Genomic DNA, 14,928 nt, shown 5'->3' on the forward strand with positions numbered 1-14,928 from the left:
ATATGAATAAATGGCTACTTAATTGGCAATAATAACGTTAATATCTGCCTAAAAAATGTCCAAAAATTCAAAGATAATATAGAAACAGTATTGAAAAATATGCTGAGCATCCTCAAATCGAGCAGCCAAAGCTAAATAATGCGGCGCAAATACTTTATTATAGTATTTGCCTGTGCTGGTCTTATCCTTATTTGTTGCTATGGTTTTATTGGCACGATACCTTTTTGCATTATTCATTCACTCTTATAAGGACGTCTTATGAAACGTCGTACTCTTTTAGCACTTGCCGCCAGTACTATGCTACTTGCCGCTTGTGGTCAGTCTACTACCAATGAAGCAGAAACCAATGCGACAGACAGTGCCGCGACGGGTGGCTCTGATTTGCTGCAACGTATCAATAATGGTGGCACCATCAACGTCGGTACAGAGGGTACTTATCCGCCATTCACTTATCATGATGAGAGTGGCAAGCTAACTGGCTATGATGTCGAAGTGACACGTGCGGTTGCGGATAAACTAGGCGTAGACGTCGAATTTAAAGAGACCCAGTGGGATGCTATGTTGGCAGGTCTTGACTCAAAACGCTTCGATATGGTGGCCAATCAAGTAAGCTTGACCACGCCTGAGCGTTTGGCTAAGTATGACAAAGCCATGCCATATAGCTGGTCGGGCGCGGTTGTACTAGCACCGACTGATGACAATCGTTATAGCTCGTGGGAAGGTTTAAAAGGTCTGCGTACTGCGCAATCACTAAGCAGCAACTATGGCGAGCTTGCAGAACGCTACGGCGCAGAAATCGTCCCTGTCGATGGTATGGCGCAAGCGATTCAACTGGTTAAGCAAGACCGTGCTGACTTCACGATGAATGACAATCTGGCAGTATTGGATTATCTCAAAAAATTCCCAGATGCAGCACTTGAGATCAAACTGACAGCGCCTGCGAGTGAGCAGACTGGTTCAGGTTTAGTACTCATCAAAGGGGATGACGCTGTGGTGGCAAAATTGAATGAAGCAATGGCCGCATTAGCAGCCGATGGGACGCTGACCAAGCTTAGCGAAGAGTTCTTTGGTGCTGATATAAGTCAACAAAAATAATGCTAGCGTCTATCACGTCAATGCTAGCTGAGTTACTGGCACTACTACCATTTATGGATCCTGCGCGGGCGCAAATTGTCATCAATTCATTTTGGCCAATGCTTAAAGGCGGTATTTATTATTCGATACCGCTGGCGTTGATCTCATTTGCGATTGGTATGGCTATTGCGCTGATAGTGGCGCTGATTCGTATCGTACCGCGTGCTGGCTGGTTCCATGAAATCATATACAGACTTGCCCGTATTTATGTGTCCGCCATTCGCGGGACACCGATGCTGGTTCAGCTATTTATTATTTTCTACGGCTTGCCAAGTATTGGAGTAAAGCTTGATCCTTTTCCCTCAGCGATTATTGCCTTTTCGCTCAATATTGGCGCTTATGCATCGGAGACGGTGCGTGCCTCTATTTTGTCCATTCCAAAAGGGCAGTGGGAAGCAGGCTCCACCGTAGGCTTGACGTATCTACAGACCTTTCGTCATGTCATTTTGCCGCAAGCACTTCGGGTGTCAGTACCCCCGTTATCCAATACCTTTATTAGTCTAGTAAAAGACACCTCTTTGGCGTCATTGGTATTGGTGACTGAGCTATTTAAACAGGCGCAAATCATCACGGCACGTAACTATGAATTTATGTTGGTCTACACCGAAGCGGCGATTATTTATTGGGGTATTTGTCTGTTCTTAACCTTTATTCAAGGTAAGCTTGAAACCAGACTCGATCGCTACGTGGCGAAATAAACCCTTGATAATGGGGGCAGTATAGGATGGTAATACCGCGTTGATAAGCGTGTGCTATTAGCAAACAGATATCAGTACAACAGGAAGCTTTATGATTCAAGTCACTAATGTTCACAAAGCTTTTGGTGGCAATCAAGTGCTTAAAGGCATCGACTTGACCATCGAAAAAGGCAAGGTAGTGGTGATATTAGGACCGTCAGGGTCTGGTAAAACCACTTTTTTACGTTGTTTGAATGCGCTGGAAATTCCTGATCAAGGCATCATTGCTTTTGATGATGGTAGTTTAACGGTTGATTTTGCTACCAAGCCCAAGAAGAAAACGTTGCTGGCGTTGCAGCGTAAATCAGGCATGGTATTTCAATCTTATAACTTGTTTCCACACAAGACCGCGATTGAGAATTTAATGCTTGGGCCGACGGTAGTGCAAGGGCAAACTAAGGCGCAAGCCCGCGAACAGGCACTGGCATTACTTGATAAAGTAGGCTTATCGGATAAGGCAGATCTGTATCCGTTTCAGCTATCTGGTGGTCAGCAGCAGCGTATCGGCATTGCTCGTGCACTGGCTATCGAGCCGTCATTATTATTATTTGATGAGCCAACGTCTGCGCTCGATCCTGAATTGGTACAAGATGTGCTGGGCACGATGAAGCAACTGGCATCTGAAGGCTGGACGATGGTCGTTGTGACTCATGAGATTAAATTTGCTCGTGATGTGGCAGATCATGTGGTGTTAATTGAGGATGGTCATGTGGTCGAAGAAGGTAGCGCTAAGCAGATGTTCGAAGTATCTACTCATCCACGTACGCAGGCCTTTTTGCAGCGTATTGAACAGTAATATCATCAAGACAGTCCAAGTTATTTAGCAACTGTCTATGGCATAAATACTTATCTCTTAAGCAAAGTGTCAAGCACAATAAAGCCCGGACTATATCGATATAGTTGGGGCTTTTTTCGTCTAATAGCAATGGTACTAAGGCTATTCAAACTTCTTAAAAAGTACAGACTAAATTCTTTGTCGTCTTTTTAGCCAGCGTGGTACGCGAGTGGCAGTGCCGTTTAATATGGCATTAAATAAAGCTGCCAGTAAGATTAATACCACGCCCACATATTGAATCCAAGATAAGGATTGATGCAGTAATAGTATGGCAAGGGCAATGGCAGTCAATGGCTCAAAAATCGTAAATACTGATGCACGAGTGGCAGGTAATTTCTCTAATGCTTTCATATAAAGGGCAAAGGGCACGACGGTTCCAATCAAAGACAACCCTAAGGCATAGCCCCAAGTATGTAAAGGTAAGTTCAATAACTGCCCATAGGTTTGATAGGTTTCAGGTAATAATAACAGTACACCAGCACTGATGATAATAGAGGTAAAAAACACCAAAGGCGCAGGGTGTGCATCGTGCATCGCGCGCTTGCCCAGTACCCCGTATAAGGAATAACAGACGCCTGCTAGCAGTCCTAATAGGATGCCCCAGTTGACTTGCGCCTCATCACCCAGCATCGTCAATCCAACACCAAATACCGCCATGAGCGCCAGTAATGCCGACTGGCGAGTGATAGATTCATCAAGCAAGAATGCCGAAAACAATAAGCTAAATACAGGCGCAGTATAAAGCAAGGCAACCGCAGGGCCAGCACCGACATAGATCACAGCAAAAAAGTAGCATACCGACATACCAAGTACGCCAATCAAAGACTGCAATGCCAGTCCAAGCCACTGCTTTCGACGAAGCTTGATAAGATGCAGCCATAGTTTTGGCAGCATGACAAGAATAAGAAAAGCCGCGGTCACGATACGTAAGATCGTAATCTGCCAGCCACTAAAGCCGATTTGATTGAGGTAGGTCGAAAATATCCCCAAGGTACCCCAGCAGACAGCGGCTGTGATAATTTGAATGGTGCCTATCCATGACTGCCGTGCTGACATTACGCCCTCGGTATTTGCCATATCACTCTCTATTTTATTTTCTAGAAAATCCAAATAATAAGCTATGTCAGTTTTTTAGCTAAGGGTGTTTTTTTGACTCGTCACTCATCACTCATTACTGTGCTGAAATAACAAAAGACAACCCGAGTAAGGGCTGTCTTTTGTTTATTTTTTCAATCTATCATTAAAGCGTTAATTAAGTTCGAACACAAGTCAGTTAGACATAAAATTCAATTTATTTGAGTTAGAGGTACGCTTGTTTTTAGATTATGTCTTTAGATTATGTCTTTAGCTTATCACCCTTTGGTGTCATATCCCCCAAATTTAAGCATCAAGATTTACACTTGTAGTAAAAAATTCGTCAGCAAGCGTTTGGCACCTTCCGTCGCAAATGACTCTGGGTGAAACTGCACACCTTGAATGGGATAGTCTTTATGCTGTAATCCCATAATCTCCTCACCTGCTAGCGCAGATTCGGTTAGGCTGAACTCAGCATGAGCATTATTGGCGACGACAGCTGTGACAGCCAAGCAATCTGGGAAGGTGTCTGCTTTTACCATCAATGAGTGGTAGCGCATGATTTCAATCTCTTGTGGCAAGCCTTGATAGACACCCGCGCCATCATGGCGAATGGAGGATACCTTGCCATGCATTGGCACGCTCGCCCGTACCACATCGCCGCCGAACACATGCGCGATACCTTGTAAGCCCAAGCAAACACCCAATAACGGCGTCGTCTTACCCATCACTTCGATCACTTCGGCACAAATACCGAAGTAGGAAGGATCATCGGGTGCGCCAGGGCCCGGTGAGATGATAATGCGGTCAAGATTCATGGCCTGTACATCTGCTAACGTTATCTCATTATTGCGTTTAACAATGACGTTCGCGGCTTTATCGCCGTCCATCGTCTGCAAAATCTCACCGATATATTGGTAAAGATTAAAGGTAAAGGAGTCGTAGTTATCTATAATTAAAACATTCATGGGTTATCCACTCTTTGGCAAAATATAAGCAATTTACGGGTTCATAAAACTGTCTAAGACTACTTTCATGGCAGACAATTTACGCTGAATTTCTAGATATTCATCAGCAGGATTGGAGTCATAGACATTGCCGCCACAGGTTTGCGCATAGGCAGACTCGCCGTTGATGAATAGGCTGCGAATAGGAATGGCAAAGATACAGTCACCATTAAAGTTAAACGATCCAAGCGCACCGCCATAAGCACCTCGACCATCGGGTTCGAGCTCATTAATAACTTTAATCGCTTCAACTTTCGGTGCGCCTGACAACGTCCCAGCGGGGAAGTTGCTGGCAAGGGCGCTAAACATATCTTCATTAGGGTGTAAGATTCCGACGATTTCAGACGAGATATGTTGCACGTGAGAGAAGCGTTTGATATCCATGAGACTACGTACTTTGACAGTGCCAAATTGTGCCACACGGCCAATGTCATTGCGATGCAAATCGACCAACATATTGTGCTCGGCAATCTCTTTGGCATCGTTTAGCAATGCACGGGCAAGCTGTCGGTCTTCGATGACATCGACACCGCGCTTGGCAGTACCTGCCAGTGGATAGGTTTCCATCTCACCTTGACGCAAGCGAAATAGCAGCTCTGGTGAGGCACCAATGATGCATTGCTGGGCAAATTTCATAAAATACATGTGCGGCGACGGATTGACCGACCGCAATTTTTCATAAATGGGCATTCTATCGCCGGCAATACGGTATTTGGATTTAAAACCTACCTCACACTGAAAGATACGCCCTGAGATGATGTCTTCTTTGACTTGCATGACGGCTTTAGCGTGCTCTTCTGGACTCATGCCGTCACCCAAAAACTCAACTGTAGGCGGCTCATAGCTTGGAATTTGCTCATCAAGTAGCGCTTTGATTTGCTCGATGCGGTTTTCTTGCTGCGCAGTTGGATAGTAAAAGTAGAAAATCTCACCGGTCATCTTATCGAGCGTCAAACCATCCAAATATACGCCAAATTTAAACGGTTCAAAGTCATCGCTCGCTTTAGCATTGAGACTGGGTTCAAAGAAATTGACACTGTCGTAACCCAAATAACCGACAAGACCACCGCTTTGGTCGCGAGCAATGACGTGCTGCGGCGTAATTTTGCGCAGTAGCTCGTAAGGATTATCCGTTTGATAACGGCTAGTTTCAGCGGTTTTATTATCAGTAATCGCGAGGGTTGTACGATCGATGGCAGCAATGGTCATCACTGGATCAAAACCAATCGCATGATGACGCGCCATATGTCCATCTTCGCCCAATGATTCGAGCAAATAACAGGTCTCAAAAGCGCGCTCAATACGTTTGAACAACGCAAAGAAATCAATATCCTGAGTGAGTTTAATGCGCTGTGGTTTACTAGGAATGTCAATAGCAGCAGGTTGGTTAGGTTTTGAGTTAGGAGAGGTCATAACAATATCCAAATTGGTTCAATGATTGATCAAATAAAAAGTAAGACAAATTAAAACTCTAGTTTCTGATTAATTAGGCGGCCTTTTCAGCTGTGTCTTTTATGAATGTTTTCTATGAGTCATGTCTATGAGTCATTAGTAAGGCACTCACATCGTGAACTTGCATGGCTTTGGCGCCGCGCGAGACGGTAGCGATACCGACACCTAGCTGCTCAGATATCTCGCGCTGGGTGACACCGCGCTCAAGCAAGTCAAAAATGCGGATACGATTGGCGATTTCCTGCTGCTCTTTTTCCGTCAATAGCGCACTGAATAGCAGGTCGATAGCGGTGCTGTCATGACAACTGGCTAAATGGCTTAATAAGCTTTGATAAGGGTCTGTGCTCATAACATTCATCTTCATGGAAAAGAAAAGGGAAGCTTACTTCGTTTCAGTATTCTAGTACGATAGTACATAAAAGGCAAGTAGCCTATGTAGATGTTTTGCTACTGCTGTTAAATGGGCACTGTGTTTTGGAAGATGATTATTTATATAGGATGGATCCCAAATTTATAAACATAAAGCCAGCTAATCTTTATTAACTGGCTTTATATTTATAAATGGTTAACAGCTCGTTTACAGACCCTAATTAAACGGAAGAGTGCTCACTGGCAAGTTCAATTTGCACCTGCCAATCCTCTATATCTAGCTCATAACAGTTTTTGCCTTCGCCATTGATACGATCTATCACCAAAAAATCAGAGTCACAACCGAGGGCAAGTAGCGGATGATGCCAGACATTGGCATCGTATTGCACACCTTGATGAGATTGGACATAAAACACGGTCAAATCATCCGCAGACTGTGGCGGCGCACCAGCAGGCGCAACGATGACGATATAATCCTGACCATTCATCGAAAAGAACGCTTGCGTGCCAAACGGATGATATTCCATGACCGATAAGGCAATAGGAAATTCACGCTTTTTGGCGCGAAAGATACTCATGCCGACATCGCCGCCGTCAAGTTTGGCTTCAGCGATGGCATGATGGCGGCAGGCATAGCCTTTATTGATATGGTAGCTATTTTCAGGCGTCTGTGCTTCCTTGTCATAGGGTTCGATTACGGTGCCGTAGGGCGCAAACTCAGCTTTGGTTAAAGGTCTTGCAACGATCGTAGTCTTCATAAGAGTACTCATGACTTTGCCTTACTTTTGGTGATCACTGTTTATAATTGCTATGAGCCACTTTGCCATAAGCCCGTACGCGAATTAAATCAACATCTGGGAATAAATGACATATTCGAATGAACGATTATGCCGCTATATTGCTCATCGTTCTGAATGCTTTGTTGTTCTGGTTATTATTTATTGCGCATGGCTTATCGTGCTGGGCGAATAAACGGCATATGACGATTCACGTCTTTATATAGTAAATATCTAAATGGACCGGGTCCGCCGGCGTAACAAGATTGTGGGCAAAATGCGCGTAGCCACATAAAATCACCTGCCTCAACTTCTACCCATTCACCATTTAAGTGATAGACGGCTTTACCTTCTAGGACATACAAACCATGTTCCATCACATGAGTTTCATCAAATGGAATCACGCCACCTGGTTGGAAAGTGACGATATTCACATGCATGTCGTGACGCATATCAGACTGCTCGGTAAATCTGGTGGTTGCCCATACGCCATCAGTACCCGGCATCTCAATCGCTTCAACATCGTGATCGCTGGTTACAAAGGCTTCAGGCACCTCAATTCCTTCACAGTGTTGATAAGCTTTACGAATCCAATGGAATTTAACGTGCTTGTCGCTATTGTTTTTTATCGTCCATTTGCAGCCGGGTGGTAAGAATGCATAACCGCCCGCTTCAAGATGATGCGACACGCCTTCGATAGTCATGTCCATTTCACCTTCAACGATGAATATAACCCCTTCAGCGTTTGCATCTAGCTCAGGCTTTTCTGAGCCGCCATTAGGCTCAACTTCGACGATATACTGTGAAAAAGTCTCAGAGAAACCTGAAAGTGGGCGTGCAAGCACCCACATGCGCATACCTGTCCAAAACGGCAGATAGCTAATAACAATGTCGGTCAGTACACGTTTGGGAATAATGGCATAAGCTTCGGTGAAGATAGCGCGATCAGATAGCAGTTGTGTTTGTGGAGGCAAGCCGCCAGTTGGTGCGTAATATGTACTCTTTGTTGACATTGTTGATGTTCCTTAGTGGTGTTGTGCCGCAATAAATTTGTGTCTAAACGTATGGTTACATCCAATTTGCAGTGTTATCGGCAGTGGCTGGATGGTTTTTATACCAGTGTTTGGCAATGTCATCACGGCGGCATACCCAAACATCGGGCTTGCTGGTGATATATTGCAAAAACTTTTTGAGGGCAACGATGCGACCGGCGCGACCAATGATGCGGCAATGCAAACCGATGGTCAGCATCTTGGGCGTGTGCGCACCTTCTTCGTATAAGGTATCGAAGCTGTCTTTTAAGTATTGATAAAAAGGCTCGGCGTTGGTAAAGCCTGGGCTTGAGGCAAAACGCATGTCATTGGTCTCTAAAGTATAGGGAATGACCAAATGCGGCTTACGAGCGATTTTGTTACCGTCTTCTACTTTGACATTGAGCCAGTAAGGGAGCTCATCCGCGTAAGAGTCTGAGTCATAAATATAGCCACCTTGTTCGGCGACCAACTCACGAGTATTCGGGCTATCTCGTCCCGTGTACCAACCAAGCGGCTGACCACCGATCATACGTTCGAATATTTCAGTGGCACGGCGCACATGCTCGCGCTCGGTCTCGCGGTACATATTTTGATAAGTAATCCAGCGTAGACCGTGACTGGCGATTTCGTGCCCATCTTCTAATACTCGCTCGATAATATGTGGCGTTTTTTCGGCAGCAGCAGCGCAAGTGAAGGTCGTAATAGGCAAACCGTATTCTTTAAAAGTATCCAATACTCGCCAAACACCCACACGGCTACCATACTCAAATGCCGACTCAATCGACTGATGACGATTGTTAAATTCTGGCGTACCCAAGACATCCGATAAAAACCGCTCTGATTGACCGTCACCATGAATCACGCTGTTTTCTGCGCCTTCTTCGATATTGAGGACGAATTGGACAGCGATTTTGGCACCACCTGGCCAATTGGCTTTTGGTGGCTTGTCAGCATAGCCTTTTAAGTCGCGAGGGTAGGCGTCTTGATTGAAATCGCTGATTATTTTTTTACTCATTGTCAATATATCCTAAATATTTTAAGTCAACTAAAGCAAAATAAGGCGTAACTTTGGATCCATATAATATTTATCTACGGCCTTTATCTATAATCCCGATGCGTAAGCCACCATTTGCTGACGTTCTTCATCAGTCAATTTTGTGAGATTACCCAGTGGCATATAGCCTGTTTGTACAGCAGTGACGATTTTTGCTTTATGAGTTTTCATGTCGGTTGGTGTCTGCAAGATGATACCAGCTGGCGGCGCGGCAAATCCTTGCTGAGTAGGCTGGGCGGCATGGCACGTGCTACAGCGCGTGTGCACGACATCCATAATGGCATCATCAGCAGAGGCAGTTACTGGCACGACGTCGGCAGTGATATTTGCATTTGAGGCAGAGTCATTGCTTATAGTAGAACCGTCGGCTGCGCTATCAGTAGTTGTTGGTGGCACACTATTTGGTGTCGCCGTTTCAGCAGCGGCTGCAGCAGTGACAACAGGTAATGGCTCAATTGGTTCTGGGCGCATCCAAATAATTAATAATACGGTTAAGACAGCAGGGATGACCAAATAACGCGGCTTATGATTGTCTAAATGCTTTTGGTTAAAATAGTGACGTACAATAGCCGTGATGATACCCACAAATACCAATACCAACCAGCCGTGAGCATGAGAGTACATCATCGGATAATGGTTGCTAATCATAGTAAAGATCAGCGGTAAGGTAAAATAGTTGTTCATCAGCGAGCGGTTTTTTGCTTGTAGTGCCAAGTCCGCTACTTCTTTGCCTGGTTTTTCGCCACGCCTCACGCATTCTACCAGCGCTCGTTGAGCAGGCATGATGCCAAAGAACACATTACCTGCCATCACAGTACCTAAGATAGCACCGATATGAATGAACGAAGCACGGTCACTAAATAGCTGATAAGAACCCCAGCAGGCGATGATTAATAGGATAAAAATAATAGTACTAAAAATAAACGAGTTTTTGCCCAAGTGGCTGCGGACAATTACTTCATAAATGAAATAGCTGCCGAATAAAAACAACAAACTGGTCGAGATGGCACCGATACTACTACCAAAATCAACTTTGCTAGGATCAATCAAGTAGGCAGTCGCATTGGCATAATAGACGATAGAGAGCATCGCCATACCCGTCAGCCAAGTGGTATAAGCTTCCCATTTAAACCAGTGCAGGGTCTTCGGCATCTCTTCGGGCTCAAGCTTGTATTTGGCAATTTCATAAAAGCCGCCACCATGTACCGCCCATAAGTCGCCTGAAATGCCTTTGTCAGCCTTCCACTGTGGTGGTTTACGCAAACTAAGATCTAGCCAAACAAAGTAAAAAGACGCACCAATCCATGCCACGCCAGCGATGACGTGGAACCAGCGAAAAAATAAGTTAAACCAATCGAGATAATAAGCGCCCATGTTGCAAATGTCCTTTTTACAATTTTCTTTTGTTCAGCTTTTTTCAATCTTTCGACGCGTTTTGCTATGGCGACGTGCTTTTATGATGTTCTTTTATATAGTGATGTCAAAAACTAAGAGCCGCGGTATGTGCTGTAGCCATGTGCGCTAAGCAGTAGTGGTACATGATAGTGGCCGTTATCACTTATCATAAAATCGATGACTACTTGTGGATAAAAAGCCGTGAGATTTTGTGCATCGAAATAAGACTGGGTATCAAAGGTTAAGGTATAACGACCAACATCTAAGTGATATTCAGCAATATCAATCGTTGGATCAAACGACCAGCTATCTGGTGCCACGCGTCCATCCGCGTTGGTGACGCCATTGGCTAATAGAGATGCCTCGCCACTTGCACTTACGCGATCTAGCGTCACGGCAATACCAGCGGCTGGTTTGCCCAAATGGGTATCTAAAATATGCGATGAGAGAGTACCTGACATAATAATTCCTTTTATATAAATGAGTCAGATGGGCTGAATGCGTTAAGCGTCACTCAGCAGTTTCTGTAAACGTAAGCGGGTGATTTTATTTTGCTCAGCCGCCGCATTGACCAGCTCAGTAGCGCGATCATTGGGCAGGCGTGCTAACAATAAATCGAGCATTTGCTGCGCGCTCTTACCAGTGGCAAATACGATAAAGATAAAGCCAAATTTATCAAGGTAATCTTGATTGCCTTGAGCTAAAGCTTCAATCACCTCGTCATTGGCATCATTAGCACCCGACTGCTCATGGGCAGCACTGTCTTGAGTATTGCGGTATTTTTCTTTTAACGAGTCGACGTTGCCGATTTGTGGATGACCATCAAAAGCCTCTAGTAACTGGGCTTCTGCTGTCTGTGCTTGTGCCCAAGCATCATCACTATGAGCAAGTAATGTAGATATATCAGCGAAAGGACGTTTTTTTTCTAAAGCCTGTGCCCAATGGGTGCTAGTACAGCAGGTCAATAGATGTGAAATTGCCTCAGCTGTTGAGAGCTCATTAAACTGCTGTAAAGATAATTTCACTATGACATCCTTTTCTTTGCTGACAAAAGCAGTGGAGTAGCATCTCTCGATAACATCTCATGCTAAAGTAGTATTTATCGATTAATAATTGGTTTACTATGAGCTATTCTGCTTAAACCTGACCATTTGGTCAACTACTTTATGCAAATATTTTATTTAGACTGGGGATATTTCATAAAAATTAGCATATGAATCCAGTTATTGGCTGGGATATGGCTCTTTATTCATCACAATAATGACAGGTAACATTAATCATGGCTCAACATAACAATATAGAACCACAAGCCGCGTCTGACGCGCCTGTACAGCGCAACCAGCAAGATATCCGCGCCCACAACCAAACCGTCATTTTGGCGGCGGCAGAAGAGGAGTTCGTGCTGCAAGGTTTCCGCGGTGCGACGATGCAAGGGATTGCCGATAGAGCCGAGCTGCCAAAAGCCAACGTGCATTACTACTTTAAGAATAAAAAAAATCTGTACCAAGCCGTGCTGCATTCTATTATTCAAGAGTGGAACGATGGCTTGGTCGCTATGAGTGTCGATAGTGACCCTAAAACGGTCATCGAAAAGTTTGTCCGTACCAAATTGCATCAAGCGTTTGCTCATCCCAATCGCCATAAATTGTTTGCGCTGGAAGTCATCGGCGGTGCTCCTCATCTGCATGAATTTATGTCGGCGACCATGAAGGAGTGGGCGCTAGACAAGGCACAAGTGATGAAAACTTGGCATGAGCAAGGTAAGATTGGCATCGCTGACCCTTTACAGCTATTGATTTTGATTTGGGCAACGACGCAGCGATATGCAGAATTTGAGACAGAAATTGTCGGTTTGATGGAAAAGAGTGAGTACGATCAGCAGGATGAAGCGCGGGCGGCAGACTTTTTAGTGCCGTTTATTTTGCGTGGCTGTGGTCTTGAGTAATGCTTATGTATTATTATTTTACGTCTATAACATGCCATTAATACGAAAGCACTTTAAATGCTTTCGTATTAATGAGCGCTAAAAGAGTCAATGTCCAGAACCAGAACCAGAACAGCAATGCTGATTGGTAAAGAATTTGACTATTCTAACGTACGTTTAAGAAGCCTTTTGTCTAAGAGGCTTGAGACCGTCATCCAGATGCTGTTCTACTGTATCAAATTCGACACCGTAGTTTTTGGGCAAAATCATATCGAGAGTAATGGCTACAATACCTGACATAGTAACCGCCGACCCAAAGATATTACGGAAAAGCTGCGGCGCCTGTGCAAATACATCAGGAACAAAAGCCACGCCCATGGACAGACCTAGCGAAGTGGCAATGATTAAGATATTGCGATGGGTAAAGTTGACGGTTGATAGGATGCGAATACCAGCGGTCGCTACCGTTGCAAACATCAATAACGTCACACCGCCAACGACTGGTTTTGGCAATTGGGTAAAGATAGCACCCAAAATAGGAAATAGCCCCATAGTGAACAAGATAGCCCCAACATAGAAGCCCACATAGCGACTGGCAATACCAGTCATCTGAATCACGCCGTTGTTTTGGCTAAAAGTCGTCACAGGGAACGTGTTAAACACCGCCGCAATTAATGAGTTGACACCATCACCTAATACGCCACCTTTGATGCGTTTCTCGTATAGAGGTCCTTTAATGGGTTCGCCCGATATCATCGAAGTCGCCGTCAAATCACCAGAGGTTTCAATACTGGTAATGACATACATAAAGGCGATAGGAATAAAAGCCTGCCAATCAAACCCAAAGCCAAACTTGAATGGCACAGGTAGCGTAAAGATAGGGGCATCAGAGACCAAAGAGAAATCAATGCGTCCCATAAGAATGGCTGCGATCAGACCAAGCATCAACCCTATAAAAATAGCACTGGAGCGAATGACTTTATTATTAACAATACTAATCAACACCACACTGACTAAGACTCCGCCACCGAGCAGCAGATTCTGTATACTCCCGAAATCTTCAGCGCCCACGCCGCCTGCCAAATCCGTCAGACCAACCTTGGTTAATGACAGACCGATAGTCACAATCACACAACCAGTAACGATAGGGCTCATCAAGGATTTGAGTCTGGTGATGAATTGACTTAAGAAAATCTCAACGAAGGCACCAAGAAAGGAGACGCCAAAGATAACAGAGAGAATCTCCTCCGGACTCCCGCCTTTGTTTTTTACCACAAAACCTGCTGCCAATACCGCGGCCAAGAAGCCAAAACTGGTTCCTTGTAACGCCATAAGACCGGAACCTACCGGTCCAACTTTATGCGTCTGAATAAAGGTAGCGACCCCTGATACCATCAATGACATGCTGATGAGATAAGGGATATGTTCCCCCAAACCCAAGACGCCGCCTATGATTAATGAGGGGGTGATGATACCGACAAAGCTGGCAAGTACGTGTTGTACTGCGCCCAAAAAGGCTTTTGTAGGGGTAGGGCGGTCATGCAATCCGTATAGTAAATCGGGGTTCCCTTGAATGTGTTCGCTCATCTTGGCTTCCTCCTAAAGTGACTTTTAGTCCAAGCTCTGTGGAGAGAGCTAAGCAGTGTGATGAGTTTAGAGATGGATATCGACACACCGTTTATCTTCATATTGCTTAGTTGTCTCACAAAGAGTCGCACTTATCCTTGTGCTAACAAATATCAGCAGCTAGCTATTATTTATCAATATGACTAATAGTCGTAGGTTTAAACCTGACTAATTGGTCAACTATCTAAGGGTATAGTGAAAGGGTTGGCTATTGCAACGTTTTTTTTCATGTTGATGGCTTTATTTCTTAAATAATAACAGTCTATTAGACGAACATAGCGCAGCGGATTTGGTTTGCTGGCCATTTCTACTCGTCTAAAAACAGTAAGCAACAAAACGGAATAAGTCAGCCAGATTTAGCGCTATTTTTTAATATTAAATTTCTCGCATTAATTATTGCCAAATTGTTAATACTTCGTTATTATGCCTCTCATTATTTAAATGCTAACAATTATCATTAACATTGTTATTCGTATGAAAGGTTTTGGCTTTGTCAAGACTCCAATCGTCT

The 14,928-nt window shown here is 44.4% G+C and carries 15 protein-coding genes; 4 read left to right on the forward strand and 11 right to left on the reverse strand.

Annotated elements, in window-relative coordinates; all coding sequences use genetic code 11:
- Positions 1 to 258 precede the first annotated feature (258 nt).
- The 3 genes from I3257_RS01555 to I3257_RS01565 all read left to right on the forward strand — a co-directional run bounded on the left by I3257_RS01555 (position 259) and on the right by I3257_RS01565 (position 2,667).
- Entirely contained in the window at positions 259 to 1,095 is an 837-nt protein-coding gene (locus tag I3257_RS01555) for an amino acid ABC transporter substrate-binding protein (protein WP_045444411.1), read from the forward strand.
- Positions 1,095 to 1,832, forward strand: a complete 738-nt coding sequence (locus I3257_RS01560) for an amino acid ABC transporter permease (protein WP_055124618.1) — start codon at positions 1,095 to 1,097, stop codon at positions 1,830 to 1,832. Before I3257_RS01555 ends, I3257_RS01560 begins: the two co-directional genes overlap by 1 nt.
- A gap of 91 nt (positions 1,833 to 1,923) precedes the next feature.
- Positions 1,924 to 2,667, forward strand: coding sequence for an amino acid ABC transporter ATP-binding protein (locus tag I3257_RS01565; RefSeq protein ID WP_238048601.1), 744 nt, complete (start codon positions 1,924 to 1,926; stop codon positions 2,665 to 2,667).
- Between the two features lie 168 nt (positions 2,668 to 2,835).
- Here I3257_RS01565 and I3257_RS01570 read toward each other — a convergent pair whose 3' ends face one another.
- The 10 genes from I3257_RS01570 to uraD all read right to left on the reverse strand — a co-directional run bounded on the left by I3257_RS01570 (position 2,836) and on the right by uraD (position 11,892).
- On the reverse strand, positions 2,836 to 3,783 hold the full coding sequence (locus tag I3257_RS01570; protein WP_238048602.1) for an EamA family transporter: 948 nt from the start codon (positions 3,781 to 3,783) through the stop codon (positions 2,836 to 2,838).
- 317 nt (positions 3,784 to 4,100) lie between these two features.
- Entirely contained in the window at positions 4,101 to 4,748 is a 648-nt protein-coding gene (locus I3257_RS01575) for an aminodeoxychorismate/anthranilate synthase component II (RefSeq protein ID WP_238048603.1), read from the reverse strand.
- A 33-nt stretch (positions 4,749 to 4,781) separates the two neighbouring features.
- A complete protein-coding gene (locus I3257_RS01580) occupies positions 4,782 to 6,200 on the reverse strand; it encodes an anthranilate synthase component I family protein (protein WP_238048604.1) in 1,419 nt (472 codons plus the stop codon).
- A gap of 112 nt (positions 6,201 to 6,312) precedes the next feature.
- A complete protein-coding gene (locus I3257_RS01585) occupies positions 6,313 to 6,588 on the reverse strand; it encodes a Trp family transcriptional regulator (RefSeq protein WP_109589475.1) in 276 nt (91 codons plus the stop codon).
- A 241-nt stretch (positions 6,589 to 6,829) separates the two neighbouring features.
- On the reverse strand, positions 6,830 to 7,378 hold the full coding sequence (locus I3257_RS01590; RefSeq protein WP_227676499.1) for an ureidoglycolate lyase: 549 nt from the start codon (positions 7,376 to 7,378) through the stop codon (positions 6,830 to 6,832).
- A gap of 182 nt (positions 7,379 to 7,560) precedes the next feature.
- Positions 7,561 to 8,397, reverse strand: a complete 837-nt coding sequence (locus I3257_RS01595; RefSeq protein ID WP_045444428.1) for a bifunctional allantoicase/(S)-ureidoglycine aminohydrolase — start codon at positions 8,395 to 8,397, stop codon at positions 7,561 to 7,563.
- A 55-nt stretch (positions 8,398 to 8,452) separates the two neighbouring features.
- Positions 8,453 to 9,433: an allantoinase PuuE gene (gene puuE / locus I3257_RS01600; RefSeq protein WP_238048605.1), complete on the reverse strand. Its 981-nt coding sequence runs from the start codon at positions 9,431 to 9,433 to the stop codon at positions 8,453 to 8,455.
- 87 nt (positions 9,434 to 9,520) lie between these two features.
- Positions 9,521 to 10,846, reverse strand: coding sequence for a urate hydroxylase PuuD (locus tag I3257_RS01605; protein WP_238048606.1), 1,326 nt, complete (start codon positions 10,844 to 10,846; stop codon positions 9,521 to 9,523).
- 113 nt (positions 10,847 to 10,959) lie between these two features.
- A complete protein-coding gene (uraH, locus tag I3257_RS01610) occupies positions 10,960 to 11,328 on the reverse strand; it encodes a hydroxyisourate hydrolase (protein ID WP_201599916.1) in 369 nt (122 codons plus the stop codon).
- Positions 11,329 to 11,370: 42 nt separating this feature from the next.
- Positions 11,371 to 11,892, reverse strand: coding sequence for a 2-oxo-4-hydroxy-4-carboxy-5-ureidoimidazoline decarboxylase (gene uraD / locus I3257_RS01615; protein ID WP_045453217.1), 522 nt, complete (start codon positions 11,890 to 11,892; stop codon positions 11,371 to 11,373).
- Between the two features lie 254 nt (positions 11,893 to 12,146).
- On the opposite strand from uraD, the gene I3257_RS01620 reads away from it, so the two are divergent.
- Positions 12,147 to 12,812, forward strand: a complete 666-nt coding sequence (locus tag I3257_RS01620; RefSeq protein WP_238048607.1) for a TetR/AcrR family transcriptional regulator — start codon at positions 12,147 to 12,149, stop codon at positions 12,810 to 12,812.
- Between the two features lie 156 nt (positions 12,813 to 12,968).
- Here I3257_RS01620 and I3257_RS01625 read toward each other — a convergent pair whose 3' ends face one another.
- Positions 12,969 to 14,378 (reverse strand): nucleobase:cation symporter-2 family protein, encoded by a 1,410-nt coding sequence (locus I3257_RS01625; RefSeq protein WP_055124608.1) that lies wholly within the window; start codon positions 14,376 to 14,378, stop codon positions 12,969 to 12,971.
- Positions 14,379 to 14,928: the final 550 nt, after the last annotated feature.

The sequence above is a fragment of the Psychrobacter sp. Ps7 genome, from assembly GCF_022129225.1.
GTDB classification, from domain to species: Bacteria; Pseudomonadota; Gammaproteobacteria; order Pseudomonadales; family Moraxellaceae; genus Psychrobacter; species Psychrobacter immobilis_A.

What these genes read in the sequence shown, in the direction of transcription:
- I3257_RS01560 (WP_055124618.1), top strand. Translation starts at nt 1,095, where the DNA reads ATGCTAGCGTCTATCACGTCAATGCTAGCTGAGTTACTGGCACTACTA.
- I3257_RS01565 (WP_238048601.1), top strand. Translation starts at nt 1,924, where the DNA reads ATGATTCAAGTCACTAATGTTCACAAAGCTTTTGGTGGCAATCAAGTG.
- I3257_RS01590 (WP_227676499.1), bottom strand. Translation starts at nt 7,378, where the DNA reads ATGAGTACTCTTATGAAGACTACGATCGTTGCAAGACCTTTAACCAAA.
- I3257_RS01595 (WP_045444428.1), bottom strand. Translation starts at nt 8,397, where the DNA reads ATGTCAACAAAGAGTACATATTACGCACCAACTGGCGGCTTGCCTCCA.
- puuE (WP_238048605.1), bottom strand. Translation starts at nt 9,433, where the DNA reads ATGAGTAAAAAAATAATCAGCGATTTCAATCAAGACGCCTACCCTCGC.
- I3257_RS01570 (WP_238048602.1), bottom strand. Translation starts at nt 3,783, where the DNA reads ATGGCAAATACCGAGGGCGTAATGTCAGCACGGCAGTCATGGATAGGC.
- uraH (WP_201599916.1), bottom strand. Translation starts at nt 11,328, where the DNA reads ATGTCAGGTACTCTCTCATCGCATATTTTAGATACCCATTTGGGCAAA.
- I3257_RS01625 (WP_055124608.1), bottom strand. Translation starts at nt 14,378, where the DNA reads ATGAGCGAACACATTCAAGGGAACCCCGATTTACTATACGGATTGCAT.
- I3257_RS01605 (WP_238048606.1), bottom strand. Translation starts at nt 10,846, where the DNA reads ATGGGCGCTTATTATCTCGATTGGTTTAACTTATTTTTTCGCTGGTTC.
- I3257_RS01580 (WP_238048604.1), bottom strand. Translation starts at nt 6,200, where the DNA reads ATGACCTCTCCTAACTCAAAACCTAACCAACCTGCTGCTATTGACATT.
- I3257_RS01585 (WP_109589475.1), bottom strand. Translation starts at nt 6,588, where the DNA reads ATGAGCACAGACCCTTATCAAAGCTTATTAAGCCATTTAGCCAGTTGT.
- I3257_RS01575 (WP_238048603.1), bottom strand. Translation starts at nt 4,748, where the DNA reads ATGAATGTTTTAATTATAGATAACTACGACTCCTTTACCTTTAATCTT.
- I3257_RS01555 (WP_045444411.1), top strand. Translation starts at nt 259, where the DNA reads ATGAAACGTCGTACTCTTTTAGCACTTGCCGCCAGTACTATGCTACTT.
- I3257_RS01620 (WP_238048607.1), top strand. Translation starts at nt 12,147, where the DNA reads ATGGCTCAACATAACAATATAGAACCACAAGCCGCGTCTGACGCGCCT.